Consider the following 13,872-nt stretch of genomic DNA (forward strand, 5'->3'; position numbering starts at 1 on the left):
TACATCCTGCTGCGCATCGTCCATGCCACCCAGCGCGCAATCCCTCAGCCCCGCGCCTTTGCCCGCCTCCTGCGCCTCAACATCATGCACAAACGGCCAATCGACCACCTCAGCAAAGCCCCGCCAACCCCGCCAAATGACACAAGGCAGATGCAACTCCCAGGCCTACAAACTTAAACCGGACAGCAGTGGCACAAGGCCGAGGATGACGAAGGACGGGCACCTTGCTGCGCCCATTTAACTGCCGGCTTCTCAGCCCGCCGTGTTCTTGTTCAGCGGCGGCTGGAACTGCCAGCCCATGTCCCAGGGGAAATAGATCCAGGTGTCCTGCGACACTTCGGTCACGAAGGTATCGACCAGCGGCCGGCCCATCGGCTTGGCATAGACGGTGGCAAAATGCGCCTTCGGCAGCATTTCGCGCACGACTCGGGCGGTCTTGCCGGTGTCGACCAGATCGTCGATGACCAGCACGCCGTTGCCGTCGCCGCCTTCAAGGCCGATGACCTTCGGATCGATCGGCTTGATCACATGCAGCGAGCCCTGGTTTTCGTAGTTGTGGTACGAGGCAATGCACACCGTCTCGATCATGCGGATGCCGAGTTCGCGTGCGACGATGGCCGCCGGGACCAGACCGCCACGGGTGATGCAGACGATGGCCTGCCATTCGCCCTGGCCGGAGAGGCGCCAGGCAAGTGCGCGGGCGTCGCGGTGGAACTGGTCCCAGGAAACGGGAAAGGCCTTGTTCTGCTCGGGGTTTTCCATGTGTCTGTCGTCCTTGCGGCGGTGGCTGTTTTCGGTTGGCCCCGGGGACCGGAGCGGAAGGGTTAGGCTTTTTTGGCAGCTTCGATGGCCCGGGCCGCAGCGACCGCCGCCTCGACGGCTTCAGCCACGGGGCCGAGCCGTGCCGCATCGCGGCTGCGCAGCACGACTTGGGTGCTGAAGCGACCGTCGGTCATGCGGGGATAGGAGCCGATGATGACATCCGGGTTCTCGCCCTGGATGGTTCGAAGCGCATCCGCGATGCGGCTTTCGGGAAGATCCGCGTCGACGGTTTGCGAGATGATCTTGCGGCCGCTGCGCAGGGTCGGGGCGATGGCATCCAGCATCGCCTGCATGATCGAGGGGACACCGGCCATCACATGCACGTTGCCAATCCGGAAGCCAGGTGCCTTCGACACCTTGTTCTCGATCAGGTCCGCGCCCGCCGGAATGCGGGCCATGCGCTGGCGTGCGGGCGTGAATTCACCGGGGGGATAGTGCGCGGACAGGATCGCCATCGCGCGCGGGTCGTGGTCGATCGACACGCCGAAGGCCTTGGCAATGCTGTCGGCGGTGATGTCGTCGTGGGTCGGGCCGATGCCGCCCGAGGTGAAGACATAGTCATACTGTCCGCGCAGCGTATTCACGGCCTCGACGATACGCGCCTCGATGTCAGGGACAACGCGCACTTCCATCAGGTCGATGCCGGCCATGGCCAGGAAGTCGGCGACATAGCCGATGTTCTTGTCCTTGGTGCGCCCGGACAGGATCTCGTCTCCGATGACGAGAAAGGCGGCCGTCACGATCCCTTGCGATGCGTCGTCCATGCAGTCCTCTTCAGCGACCGGTTTGCCCGGCCTCCTGAAGGCCCGCCGGGCGTCCGTCCTGCCGCGTCTGGCGCAGGCCGGTTTCTGCCTTTATCGCAAGCGCGGGTTTCGCTCAAGCGGTGCTGCTGTCGCGCCAGCCGTAGATCCAGTCCATCCGCTTCAAAAGCCTCTCCGGCGAGCTTGCCTTCAGCACCGCGTCACGGGCAAGGCAGGCGGGCCAGGACATATGGTAGATCGTGGCGTTGGTGCTGGCGGCTTCCTGCACATGGACCGCGCGCGGCTGGCGTTGGCTTTGGTAGGCGGCAAGCGCGGCCGGAATGTCCTTCGCGCCCTGCATCAGCCGGCCCAGCACGGCGGCATCCTCGATTGCCATTGCAGCACCTTGCGCGGCAAACGGTAACATCGCGTGGGCTGCATCTCCCAGCAGGGCGATCCGGCCCTTTGCCCAGGGTGTGCCGGCGTCGACGGCGCACAGCGCCCACCGAACCCACAGATCCGGGACTTCCATCACGGCGCGGATTTCGGCCGGCCAGTCGGCAAAGCGGCTCAGCAGCGCGTCCCGGTCGGCCGGTTCCGACCAGCCGTCGGCGTCCCAGTTCTCCTCGACCAGAGCGACGAGGTTGAACTCGCGGCCGGAGCGGACCGGATAGTGGACAAGATGGGCCTTTGGACCAAGCCAAAGGCCGGTTTCCGCCATCAGCACGTCGGAGACGGCGCTGGCCGGCAGGGTGGCGCGATAGGCGGTGCGGCCAGAGAACCGTGCCTCCGGCCCTTTCATGACACGCTGGCGGACTTCGGAGCGCACGCCATCAGCACCGATCAGGGCGCAGGCGCTGATCTGGCGTGAGCCGCTGGCCGTGGTGATCCCGGCCTCAATACCGGTGCCTGTGTCCGTCACCTCGCCAAGACTGGCGCCCAGGGTCAGCGTGATCGTTGCTGTGTTGCTGACAGCATCGAGCAGCACTTTCTGCAGATCCGCCCGGTGCAGCACCAGATAGGGCAGACCATAGCGCTCGCGGGCGACAGGACCAAGCGGCACCCGCGCCAGATCGCGGCCATTGCGGGCGCTGTGGATGCGCACGGTTGCCGGCTCTGCCGCCTTGGCTTCAAGTTCGGGCAGCAGGCCAAGGCCAGCCAGAACGCGCAGGGCATTGGGAGACAGCTGCAGTCCTGCGCCGACTTCCGCCAGCCATTCGGTGCGCTCGATCAGCTCGACGCGATAGCCGGCCCGCGCCAGGCAGAGCGCAGCCGTGAGACCGCCAATGCCGGCGCCGACAACGGCAACTGGCTGGGCGGGAAGGGAGTGTGTCATGGGAGGGCCCGCAACCGTTCGGGACAAAGGTCTGGACGAAAGTCAGGGCAGGCAGCCGACCCGGGCGATGTCACCAAGGATCAGATGATCCATGGATCGGCATATACGCCGGATCAGCAGGGACAAAGTCCTGCCCCGCCTCCTCACAAGGCCAAAAACTGGCCCGGGAGCGGGGCAGGTGATCTTGATCAGGCAGCCGCCGGCACCCAGACGCTGTCAGCCGGTTCCGCCTGGCCAGCCTTCAGCGACGGATTGTACTTGTACAGCGTCGAGCAGTAGGGGCAGACGATCTGGTCCTCGTGGCCGAGATCGAGGAACACATGCGGATGGTCAAAGGGCGGATTTGCCCCGATGCACATGAACTCGCGCGCGCCGATCTCGATGCAGTCGTGGCCGCTGGTATTCTGGAAATGCGGGACAACATGATCCGCCATGGCACCTGTCCAAATGTCTCACTTACCGAAGATGGTGGCCGAACATACTGTCTTGTTGCGGCAAAGGGTAGGGCTTTTGCGGTGATACACACATTCGCCGCAGGCTGCTTGCGTCCAACATCTTCCTGCGAACCGCAGGATCGATTTCCGGCCTTTGCGCGCCAGCGCCGAATGCGTAAGGTACAGACCAGACGATATTCCTTTAACGTAAGCGTCAAGGTGACCATGCTGAAGTTTTCCGGCGACGGAGTAGACATCGCCTATCTGGACGAGGGCGAGGGTGAGCCCATCCTTCTCATTCACGGCTTTGCCTCCAACAAGACCGTCAACTGGGCCTATCCGGGATGGGTGGACCTGTTGCGCAAGGATGGCCGCCGGATCATCGCGCTGGACAATCGCGGTCATGGCGACAGCAGCAAGTTCTATGATCCGGCCGACTATGGTGCGCCGATCATGGCCGAGGATGCCCGCCGCCTGCTCGATCACCTCGGCCTCGATCAGGTCGACGTCATGGGCTATTCCATGGGCGCGCGCATTTCCGCCTTCCTCACCCTCAACCACCCGCAGCGTGTCCGCCGCGCCATTTTCGGCGGCCTTGGCTATGGCATGGTGAATGGCGTCGGCGATCCGGAGCCGCTTGCGTGTGGTCTGGAGGCCGACAGTCTTGCCGATGTGCCCGATCGCACTGGCCGCGCTTTCCGCGCCTTTGCCGAGCAGACCAAGTCGGATCGCAAGGCGCTGGCGGCCTGTATCCGCTCGTCGCGCCAGAAGATCACGGAAGAAGACGTCGCCCGCATCCGCCGCCCGGTTCTGGTGGCGGTCGGGACCAAGGATGACATCGCCGGCTCGCCCGAAGATCTGGCGGCGCTTATCCCCGGCGCGCGCGTGCTCGACATCCCCGGCCGCGACCATATGGTCGCCGTGGGCGACAAGGTGTTCAAGCAGGGCGTACTCGACTTCCTGGCGGAGACAGACTGATGGTCAAGGCGCTCTCCTTCACCGGAGCGGAAGGCAACAGGCTCGTCGCTGACCGGCTCGGCGAGGAGGGCGCACCGGTCCTGCTGCTGCATGGCGGCGGTCAGACCCGCCATGCCTGGGCCGGGACAGGCGAGCGTCTGGCCCGCGCAGGCTTCAGCGCTGTCTGCCTCGACCAGCGTGGGCATGGCGAGAGCGACTGGGTTGCCTCCGGCAACTACACGTTCCTCGATTTCGGCCGTGACCTCGTGCGCGTTGCCTCGACACTCACAGCCGAACAGGGCCGGCGTCCGGTGCTGATCGGCGCGTCCCTTGGCGGCCTCGCCGGCATTCTCGCCGAGGGGCATCTCGCTCCCGGCAGCCTGTCCGCCCTGGTGCTGGTCGACATCACGCCACGGGTCGATCTTGGCGGGGTGTCGAAGATCGTCGAGTTCATGTCCGCAAACATGGCCGACGGCTTTGCCAGCGTCGAGGACGCGGCAGACGCCATTGCTGCCTATCTGCCGCATCGCCCCCGGCCAGCCTCGCTGGAGGGCCTGGCCAAGAACCTGCGCCCGACCCCGGACGGCCGCTTGCGCTGGCACTGGGATCCGCGCTTCATCTCCGCCCGTCATTCGGATGGCGATGTTGCCCGGGCCATGGCCGAAGACGAACTGATCGCCGCCGCCCGCCACCTGGCCTTACCGGTGTTGCTGGTGCGTGGTGGACGATCGGAGCTGGTGTCAGAGGCCCATGTCGAGGAGTTCCAGTCCCTCGTGCCCCATGCCCGTTTCGTTGACGTCGAGGCTGCCGGCCACATGGTCGCTGGCGACCGCAATGACGTCTTCACCGATGCGCTGGTTGATTTCCTGGAGACCCTAGAGGCCCCTGCCGCACCGGTGTGACCTGGCCAGGCTTTCCTGAATCGCCCCAACAGCTTGCCTGCATCGGCTCATCCCGTCGTCGGTGATGCCCTGAGAGGGTGATTCAAGCGCTTGCTGCTCTGATTCGGATTCAAGCAATATTATTGTTCAGGATCAGTCTGTTACACCCGTTTCCTTGCGTGTGTTATTTTGTCCGGATCCCTCACTTTTCGTCATGCCATGATCAAGTCATGGCATGACGACCGGGGGAACGTGGGTCCAATTCGGGGTCGGAACACAGGCCTCTGCAGCAGCATCACCGCCAGTCGCGCGGCCTCACCTTTTTCGTCATGCCATGGCTCGACCATGGCATCCATGCCGTGACTTCTCATCCCGGTATGGCGTCTGCAATCTGGACCATGCCCATCTCGCAGCAGGTGTTTGCAGAGAGACATCGGCATGGATGCCATGATCAAGTCATGGCATGACGACCGGGGGAAAGTGGTTCCAATTCGGGGTCGGAACATCAGCCCCTGTTACAGCGCCGCTGCCAGTCGCGCGTTCCGCTCTCTTTCGTCATGCCATGGCTAGACCATGGCATCCATGCCGTTCCCTCTCATCCCGGTACGGCATCTGCAATCTGGACCATGCCCATCTCGCTGCCTGAACTCGCCGAGAGCTATCGGCATGGATGCCATGATCAAGTCATGGCATGACGACCGGGGGGACGTGGATCCAATTCAAGGCAGGGACATCAGCCCCTGTTATAGCGCCGCTGCCTATCAGGTCCTACTCCCCCCGAAACACCGGGCTGCGCTTTTCCAGGAACGCCGTCCGCCCCTCGGCGAAGTCGGCGCTGTCAAAGCAGCGCTCGGCCGCCGCATGGGCACCGGACAGGTCGCCGCTGGAGAGAGCGGTCAGTGCGGCCTTGGTGGCGGTGATGGTCAAGGGTGCGTTCTCCGCCAGTGTTGCGGCCAACGCGCGTGTTTCTGTCTCCAGCTCGTCCGCGTCGACCAGCCGGTCGATCAGCCCGATCCGCTCGGCTTCGGCAGCGTCAATGCGGCGGGCGGTGAAGACGAGGTCCTTGGCCCTGGCCGCTCCGGTCAGCGCTACAATGTCAGCGAGGGCTGTGGGCGGATAGGCAATGCCCAGCCGGGCGGCTGGAATGCCGAAGCTGGAGCCCCTGGCTGCAACCCGCAGGTCGCAGGCCACTGCCAGTCCCACGCCGCCGCCGAGGCAATGGCCGCGGATCATGGCGATGGTCGGCTTCGGGCTGGCGCGCAGCGCATCGAAGGCCGCGACATTGATCGCCTCATAGGTCTTGGCGTCCTTGGCGTTGCCGCGCAGCGTTGCAAACTCCGAAATGTCCGCCCCGGCGACGAATGTTTCCTCCCCGGCACCCCGGACGATGATCACCCGGACCTGCGGGGCGGCGACTGCCTCTTCCACTGCCGCCGGCACCGCCTGCCACATAGCCAGTGTCAGGGCATTGCGCCGCTCTGCATTGTCAATGGTGACGAAGGCCACAGCGCCCTCGATCGTGACGGTGATACAGCCGTGGCGTGCGGGCAGGTTCATGGTCAGATGGTCCTTGCGATGGTAGCGTCTGGCGCTGTACGAGATGCGGACGATTGCTGCGGGCGGGCTGGCGCGACCAATCACGGACCAGACCTTGCGAAGCGCATGGGCGCTCCTAACTGAGTGTGAACCGTGTTTGCGTACAAGCCAGCCAATGGTATGGCCGGCATGGCCCATGTGGTAGCATCACCGAAGTGATTTCGGCTTGAGACGGTGCGCGTCGCGCTGCCGGCCTTTGAAGGAGACAAGCCATGGTGAATTCGAACCTCCGGCCGGCGGCTGGCTCGATTGCGCTGCATGATCCTGCCTGGCGGCAGATGCGCGAGGAAGCGGAGCGGATGGTCGTGGACGAGCCGGCGCTGTCCTCCTTCGTCTATGAGACCGTGCTCAATCACCAGCGGCTGGAAGACGCGGTGATCCATCGCCTCGGTGACCGGCTCGGGCGCGACGTCGTCTCGGCCTCTCTGATCCGCCAGACCTATCAGGAGGCCCTGATCAGCGAGCCGGATCTCGGCGAGATCTTCCGCGTCGACATGATGGCCGTCTTCGATCGCGACCCGGCCTGCAATCGCCTGCTGGAGCCGGTGCTCTATTTCAAGGGCTTCCATGCGCTGCAGACCCACCGCCTTGCCAACTGGCTGTGGCGCCAGGGCCGCAAGGACTTTGCCCTCTATCTGCAGAGCCGGTCTTCGGAAGTGTTCCAGGTCGACATCCATCCGGCTGTGCCGGTCGGACGTGGCATCTTCATCGACCATGCCACCGGCCTCGTCGTCGGTTCGACGGCGGTGATCGAGGACGATGTCTCGATCCTGCAGGGCGTGACGCTGGGCGGCACCGGCAAGGAGCAGGGCGACCGTCATCCGAAGATCCGCAAGGGCGTCCTCATCGGCGCAGGCGCGAATGTTCTTGGCAACATCGAGATCGGGCGCTGCTCGCGCGTTGCCGCAGGCTCGGTCGTGCTGCAGGACGTTCCGTGCAACACCACGGTCGCCGGCGTGCCGGCGCGGGTTGTCGGCCAGGCCGGCTGCGCCGAACCGGCGCGTTCGATGGATCAGCTGCTGGCCGACAAGGGCCTGCCCGAGTAATCCTGATTGTTTCAGCCCGCAAAGGATCACGGGGATAGCCGAACTGTGCGGTTGGCTCCCCGTTCCGATCGTGTAGGGTCGCCACCGGTTTGACATTGATGGCTTCACCTGCCAAACGGACCCGCCTCGGGCTCCGGACAGGAGCCATCTTCCGGCATAGCCGGTCCCGACCCGGACAAGGAGCGACACGACGATGAAATCCGATGAAATCAAGAAGATCGAGGCGTACCTGCGCCGCAAGTTCAACCTGCCGGCGATCAAGCTGCAGGCCCGCCCGCGCAAGGACGACTCGGCTGAGGTTTACATCGGCGACGAATTCATCGGCGTCGTATTCCGTGACGACGAGGACGATGAGCTGAGCTGGAGCTTCCAGATGGCCATTCTCGAGATGGACCTGGAAGAAGACGCCGGCTGATCGGCAATCCTCACCTGAAGCCTCTGCTGCCCCGGCCCTGTGCCGGGGTTTTGCGTTTTATGGCGGGAAATGAGGTTCCGGGCGACAAGGCTGGCGATCTATCCACTTTCGCCCGCACCCGTCACGTTACCCGTGCGTGTGGCCGTAGACCTCGGCCGGGTCATAGACCTTATGGTCCTCCACCAGCCTCAGGCCGACGCGGCCGTCGTCATGGGCAACGAGGGCCCGGTGGAAGCAGGAGCGGTAACCGGTGTGGCAGGTGGCGCCGTTGCCGCCCACTTCCACCTTCAGCCACAGGGCGTCCTGGTCGCAGTCAGTGAGAATTTCGCGCACGCTCTGCACCTGGCCGGAGGTGCCGCCCTTTTTCCAGTACTCCTGCCGCGAGCGGCTCCAGTACCAGGCCTCGCCGGTCTCGATGGTCTTGCGCAGGCTTTCGGCGTTCATGTAGCCGACCATAAGCAAATCGCCGCTCGTGGCGTCACACACCACGGCGGCGATCAGGCCGTTTTCATCGAATTTGGGCTGGAAGGCGAGGCCGTTTTCGACCTCGCTGCGCGAGCCGCGTGGCTCGAATTCCTGGATGGACACGTCAAATCCCCGTCGCTGGTGCGACGGGTTTAACGGGACCCGCCGCGGATCAAAGTCAGGAAGCGGGCCTGTTCGGCCGGGTCATCCCGGAACAGGCCGGTAAACTGCGTCGTGATGGTCGACACGCCCGCCTTCTGGACGCCGCGCATGGTCATGCACTGATGCTCTGCCTCAAGCATCACCGCGAGACCGCGCGGCTGAAGATGCTCGTCAATGGCTGACACCACCTGCGACGTCAAGTTTTCCTGCGTCTGCAGGCGGTTTGCGTAAATGTCGACCACGCGTGCCAGCTTGGACAGGCCAACCACGCCGCCATTCGGGTAATAGGCGATGTGGGCCGTGCCGATGAACGGCAGCATGTGGTGCTCGCAGTGCGAATGGAACGGAATGCCGCGCACCAGGATCATGTCCTCGAAGCCGCCGACGTCCTCGAAGGTCCGCTCCAGATGTTCGGCCGGGTCCTCGAAATAGCCGCCATACAGTTCGGCAAAGGACTTCACGACGCGCTTCGGCGTGTCAAGCAGGCCCTCGCGTTCCGGATCATCGCCGAGATACGCCAGGAGGGTGCGAACGGCAGCTTCCGCCTGCTCGCGGCTCGGGCGCGCGATTTCATGCGGCGCCTTGCGCACAGCAGTCTTGTCAGCCGGCTTCACGATGGCATCCATGGTCAGTCCTCATAAGCTCGCTTCATCATGGGTCAGTACGGGCCTGCCTGCAATCCGGATCACGTTGCAATGCGAACGGAGCGCTGACGAAACGCGCGATCGGTGAATTTCCCGTCACCAGACCAGACGGATCTTTGGCCGTTCTGATGACAATCGGGAGGCTGCACCAACGCGTGGAACGCTCTATATAGGAAGAAACTGTGGCCGGCAAAGCGTCTGGCCGTGTTAGCGCGCCTGCCTGCTGTGTCTCGCGGGCGCTCGGATGGATGGCCATGCTCGACGACATCTACAACGCCCGCATCCTCGAACTTGCCGGAAACATCCCCCGCCTCGGCCGCCTTCCTGCGCCCGATGCCTCCGCCAAGGCGCATTCCAAGCTGTGCGGGTCGACCGTCCTCGTCGACCTCAAGGTCGAAGATGGCATCGTCACGGACTTTGCCCATGACGTGAAGGCCTGTGCCCTCGGGCAGGCTGCATCCTCGATCATGGCCCGCAGCATCATCGGCGCCAGCGCCAGCGAACTGCGGGACCTGAAGCGGATAGCCACGGCCATGCTGAAGGAAAACGGCCCGCCGCCCGAGGGCCGCTTTGCCGATTTCCGCTTTCTCGAGCCGGTGCGCGACTACAAGGCCCGCCACGCCTCAACCCTTTTGACCTTCGACGCTGTTGTCGATGCGCTCGACCAGATCGAGGCGAAGACCGCGGCGGGCTGAAAACCGGTCGTCCATCTCGCCGCTGGCGAGATCTGGAGACAGGGTAGGGCAGGAGACAGGGAATGTGCGGGAATTGCCCGAACCATGGCGGACCGGCTGGCGAGACGCCCGCGTCCTGTGACGACAACTCTCCGTCCGAGCCGCCGTCATCCCGCCGGTCTTTGGCCAACCTTTCTCCGGCGGCCTGGCTCGCCCTCGGCCTGATCTGGCTATACAGGCATTCGTTGTCGCTGGTGATGGGACGCGGCTGCCGCTATGCGCCCACCTGTTCCGACTACACCAGCCAGGCCATCATCCGCTTCGGCTTCTGGGCCGGCGGCTGGCTCGGCCTGTCGCGCATCCTGCGTTGCAATCCCTATGGCGCGTCCGGCTATGATCCGCTGCCCGACACGCTTGATCCGTCTGCGCGCTGGTATCTGCCCTGGCGCTATGGCCGCTGGACTGGTGCCCACATTCCGCCCGAACAGCGCTGGCAATAGCGGTCGATAGCTGGATGTCTGTCGCCAAACTGTTGCACGAACGGTCTATTTTCGTTGCCTCGTCGCATCAATCCGGTGCGGAGCTGAAGCGCGGTGGCCGCCTGCGGTTGCTGGTTCGGGCAAAATCCCGTATGGAAACGCCGTCCTTTGACCCCCAACGCTTACCTGCCTCGTCTGCAGGAGTGAGCAGGAGACAACGATGATCCATCTGACGTTCCCCGACAATTCCGTACGCTCTTATGAGGCTGGCACCACCGGTGCGGCCGTCGCCGAGGGCATTTCCAAGTCGCTGGCCAAGAAGGCCGTTGCGATGACCCTTGATGGCGAGCTGCGCGACCTGTCCGATCCGATCTCTGCCGATGCCCGCATCGAGATCGTGACCCGCGAGGACCCGCGCGCCCTCGAGCTGATCCGCCACGACGCGGCCCATGTGATGGCCGAAGCGGTGCAGGAGATCTGGCCGGGGACCCAGGTCACCATTGGACCGGTGATCGAGAACGGTTTCTATTACGACTTCAAGCGCGTCCATCCGGATACCCGTGAGGACTGGCCCTTCACGCCCGAAGACCTGCCGGTCATCGAGAAGAAGATGCGCGAGATCATCGCGCGCGGTGCAGCCTTCACCAAGGAAGTCTGGAGCCGCGAGGAAGCCAAGCGCTTCTTCGCGGCCAAAGGCGAGACCTACAAGGTCGAGCTGATCGACGCCATTCCGGAAGGCCAGGATCTGAAGATCTACCGCCAGGGCCAGTGGCTTGACCTCTGCCGCGGGCCGCACATGGCCTCGACGCGCCAGATCGGCGATGCCTTCAAGCTGATGAAGGTCGCCGGCGCCTACTGGCGCGGTGACAGCAACAACGAGATGCTGACCCGCATCTACGCGACCGCCTGGGCCAACGAGGCGGATCTCAAGGCTTATATCCACATGCTGGAAGAGGCCGAGAAGCGCGATCACCGCAAGCTTGGCCGCGAGATGGACCTGTTCCACTTCCAGGAAGAGGGTCCGGGCGTCGTGTTCTGGCATGCCAAGGGCTGGAGCGTGTTCCAGAGCCTTGTCGCCTACATGCGCCGCCGCCTCGCCAACACCTATGATGAGGTCAATGCACCGCAAGTGCTCGACACCTCGCTGTGGGAGACCTCCGGTCACTGGGGCTGGTACAAGGAGAACATGTTCTCCGTGCAGTGCGCTGACCCGGAAGCCGAGGACGAGCGCATCTTCGCGCTGAAGCCGATGAACTGCCCCGGCCACGTGCAGATCTTCAAGCACGGCCTGAAGAGCTACCGCGACCTGCCGATGCGCCTTGCCGAATTCGGCACCGTGCACCGCTACGAGCCCTCCGGTGCGCTGCATGGCCTCATGCGCGTGCGCGGCTTCACCCAGGACGACGCCCATGTCTTCTGCACGGAAGAGCAGATGGCGGCCGAGTGCCTGCGCATCAACGACCTCATCCTGTCGGTCTACAAGGACTTCGGCTTCGACGAGGTCGTGGTCAAGCTGTCGACCCGTCCGGAAAAGCGCGTTGGTTCGGACGAGCTGTGGGATCACGCCGAAGAGGTGATGACCCGCGTCCTGAAGCAGATCGAGGATCAGTCGGGCGGCCGCATCAAGACCGGCATCCTGCCGGGTGAGGGCGCTTTCTACGGGCCGAAGTTCGAGTACACCCTGCGCGATGCCATCGGCCGTGACTGGCAGTGCGGCACCACCCAGGTGGACTTCAACCTGCCGGAACGTTTCGGGGCCTTCTTCGTCGACAAGGACGGTGAGAAGAAGACGCCGGTGATGATCCACCGCGCCATCTGCGGCTCGATGGAACGCTTCCTCGGCATTCTCATCGAGAATTTCGCCGGCCATTTCCCGCTCTGGCTGGCGCCGAAGCAGGTGGTCGTGGCCACCATCACCTCCGAGGCTGATGACTACGCCCGGGATGTGCATGCGGCCATGCGCAAGGCGGGCCTGCGTGTCGACCTTGATCTTCGCAACGAGAAGATCAACTACAAGGTCCGCGAGCACTCGCTGGCCAAGGTGCCGGTCATTGTCGTCTGCGGCAAGCGCGAGGCGGAGGAACGCACGGTCAACGTGCGCCGTCTGGGTGCTACAGACCAGACATCGATGAGCCTTGACGATGCGATTGCAGCGTTTGTCGAGGAAGCGGTCGCGCCGGACCTGAAGCGCGCGCGCTAACAGAAAAATTGCCGTAGCGGTAAAAACTGCCGCTACGGCTCTTGTCAGGTCGGGCCGGGTCCAGCACCCTCTCCCGAGAGGTGACGTCGCAGGTGGCGGCCGCAACGGACTGCCCTGCAAGCTGATGGATGCAAGCGGTGGAACACGCGGAATTCAGCTATGCCAATCCGGCCCATTCCCCCTTCAAGCGCTGGGTGATCCGCGGCGTTGAGGGCCTGTCCGGCCGTCGCCGGCTGTTGTCCATCTATGAACAGTGGAAGGCAGCGGCCGTCGGTGTCTCGCCGCAGATCTGGACCGAGCTGCTGCGCCTCATTGACCTGCGCGTCTGGTTCGCCTCGGGTGAATGGCCGCCCAAGCTTCCCGAGGGCCCGCTCGTCATCATCGCCAACCACCCCTATGGCATCGGTGATGGCCTTGCGATCCTGTCGCTGGCCGAGCAGCTGGGCCGCCCGTTCAAGATCCTCATCAACAACGAGCTGCTGAAGGTGCCGGAAGTGCGGCCCTATTCGCTGCCGGTCGATTTCGAGGAGACGGAAGAGGCGTTGCGCACCAACATGCACACGCGCCGCGAGGCGCTGCGCCTGCTGCAGGAAGGCGTCACCGTCATCGTGTTCCCCGGCGGCGGCGTTGCCACGGCCAAGAAGCCGTTCGGTCGCGCCGAAGAGCTGCCCTGGAAGAACTTCACTGCCAAGATGATCCGGTCTTCCAAGGCGACCGTGCTGCCGATCTATTTCGAGGGCCAGAACTCGCCGCTGTTCCATTTCGTCAGCGGCTTCTCGCTGACCCTGCGGCTCGCCCTCCTGGTGCGTGAATTCCGTCGCATCCTCGGCTCGGCCATCGTCGTGCGCGTTGGTGAGCCGATCCCTTACGACGATGTCGCCGGCTTCAAGGACCAGAACGGCGTCATGGCCTACCTGCAGCAGCGGGTGCTGGATCTTGCCCAGTCTCCGGCACCCCGTCCGCCGCGCAACTGGTTCGAACGCCGCATCACCGGCCCGCTCAAGGCCAAGCTCGGCTGAAG

Annotated in this window: 15 protein-coding genes; 8 read left to right on the forward strand and 7 right to left on the reverse strand. The window is 64.1% G+C overall.

Annotated elements, in window-relative coordinates:
• Window positions 1-252 precede the first annotated feature (252 nt).
• The 4 genes from gpt to C8348_RS21350 all read right to left on the reverse strand — a co-directional run bounded on the left by gpt (window position 253) and on the right by C8348_RS21350 (window position 3,332).
• Window positions 253-762: a xanthine phosphoribosyltransferase gene (gene gpt, locus C8348_RS21335; RefSeq protein WP_106755336.1), complete on the reverse strand. Its 510-nt coding sequence runs from the start codon at window positions 760-762 to the stop codon at window positions 253-255.
• Window positions 763-824: 62 nt separating this feature from the next.
• Window positions 825-1,586, reverse strand: coding sequence for a competence/damage-inducible protein A (locus C8348_RS21340; protein WP_106755337.1), 762 nt, complete (start codon window positions 1,584-1,586; stop codon window positions 825-827).
• Between the two features lie 112 nt (window positions 1,587-1,698).
• Complete coding sequence (locus C8348_RS21345) at window positions 1,699-2,898, reverse strand: FAD-dependent oxidoreductase (protein WP_106755338.1); 1,200 nt, start codon at window positions 2,896-2,898, stop codon at window positions 1,699-1,701.
• Window positions 2,899-3,086: 188 nt separating this feature from the next.
• Window positions 3,087-3,332 carry a zinc-finger domain-containing protein gene (locus C8348_RS21350; protein WP_106755339.1) on the reverse strand — a complete coding sequence of 82 codons (246 nt, stop codon included), beginning with the start codon at window positions 3,330-3,332 and terminating at the stop codon, window positions 3,087-3,089.
• A gap of 225 nt (window positions 3,333-3,557) precedes the next feature.
• Between C8348_RS21350 and C8348_RS21355 the strand changes: the two genes are divergently transcribed.
• Both C8348_RS21355 and C8348_RS21360 read left to right on the forward strand, forming a co-directional pair.
• Window positions 3,558-4,310, forward strand: a complete 753-nt coding sequence (locus C8348_RS21355) for an alpha/beta fold hydrolase (RefSeq protein WP_106755340.1) — start codon at window positions 3,558-3,560, stop codon at window positions 4,308-4,310.
• A complete protein-coding gene (locus tag C8348_RS21360) occupies window positions 4,310-5,191 on the forward strand; it encodes an alpha/beta fold hydrolase (protein ID WP_106755341.1) in 882 nt (293 codons plus the stop codon). The genes C8348_RS21355 and C8348_RS21360 overlap by 1 nt, the downstream gene beginning before the upstream one ends.
• Before the next feature lie 747 nt (window positions 5,192-5,938).
• Here the strand turns inward: C8348_RS21360 and C8348_RS21365 are convergent.
• On the reverse strand, window positions 5,939-6,811 hold the full coding sequence (locus C8348_RS21365) for an enoyl-CoA hydratase (RefSeq protein WP_244294093.1): 873 nt from the start codon (window positions 6,809-6,811) through the stop codon (window positions 5,939-5,941).
• A gap of 167 nt (window positions 6,812-6,978) precedes the next feature.
• Here C8348_RS21365 and cysE point away from each other — a divergent pair, with 167 nt between their 5' ends.
• Window positions 6,979-7,812 carry a serine O-acetyltransferase gene (gene cysE, locus C8348_RS21370; RefSeq protein WP_106755342.1) on the forward strand — a complete coding sequence of 278 codons (834 nt, stop codon included), beginning with the start codon at window positions 6,979-6,981 and terminating at the stop codon, window positions 7,810-7,812.
• Between the two features lie 193 nt (window positions 7,813-8,005).
• The gene (locus tag C8348_RS21375; protein WP_106755343.1) at window positions 8,006-8,227 is read left to right on the forward strand and encodes a DUF3126 family protein; all 222 of its coding nucleotides are present in this window, start codon (window positions 8,006-8,008) and stop codon (window positions 8,225-8,227) included.
• A gap of 126 nt (window positions 8,228-8,353) precedes the next feature.
• On the opposite strand, the gene hisI is transcribed toward C8348_RS21375, so the two are convergent.
• The gene (gene hisI / locus C8348_RS21380; protein WP_106755344.1) at window positions 8,354-8,815 is read right to left on the reverse strand and encodes a phosphoribosyl-AMP cyclohydrolase; all 462 of its coding nucleotides are present in this window, start codon (window positions 8,813-8,815) and stop codon (window positions 8,354-8,356) included.
• A 29-nt stretch (window positions 8,816-8,844) separates the two neighbouring features.
• Window positions 8,845-9,480 carry a GTP cyclohydrolase I FolE gene (gene folE, locus C8348_RS21385; protein WP_106755345.1) on the reverse strand — a complete coding sequence of 212 codons (636 nt, stop codon included), beginning with the start codon at window positions 9,478-9,480 and terminating at the stop codon, window positions 8,845-8,847.
• A 272-nt stretch (window positions 9,481-9,752) separates the two neighbouring features.
• Here folE and C8348_RS21390 point away from each other — a divergent pair, with 272 nt between their 5' ends.
• From C8348_RS21390 to C8348_RS21405, 4 genes are all read left to right on the forward strand, one after another.
• The gene (locus C8348_RS21390; protein WP_106755346.1) at window positions 9,753-10,193 is read left to right on the forward strand and encodes an iron-sulfur cluster assembly scaffold protein; all 441 of its coding nucleotides are present in this window, start codon (window positions 9,753-9,755) and stop codon (window positions 10,191-10,193) included.
• A 62-nt stretch (window positions 10,194-10,255) separates the two neighbouring features.
• Complete coding sequence (yidD, locus tag C8348_RS21395; RefSeq protein WP_106755347.1) at window positions 10,256-10,672, forward strand: membrane protein insertion efficiency factor YidD; 417 nt, start codon at window positions 10,256-10,258, stop codon at window positions 10,670-10,672.
• A gap of 199 nt (window positions 10,673-10,871) precedes the next feature.
• Window positions 10,872-12,851, forward strand: coding sequence for a threonine--tRNA ligase (gene thrS / locus C8348_RS21400; protein WP_106755348.1), 1,980 nt, complete (start codon window positions 10,872-10,874; stop codon window positions 12,849-12,851).
• 137 nt (window positions 12,852-12,988) lie between these two features.
• On the forward strand, window positions 12,989-13,870 hold the full coding sequence (locus C8348_RS21405) for a lysophospholipid acyltransferase family protein (RefSeq protein ID WP_106755349.1): 882 nt from the start codon (window positions 12,989-12,991) through the stop codon (window positions 13,868-13,870).
• The last annotated feature ends 2 nt before the right edge of the window (window positions 13,871-13,872 follow it).

It is taken from the genome of Pannonibacter carbonis, assembly GCF_003012935.1.
In the GTDB taxonomy this organism is placed as follows: domain Bacteria; phylum Pseudomonadota; class Alphaproteobacteria; order Rhizobiales; family Stappiaceae; genus Pannonibacter; species Pannonibacter carbonis.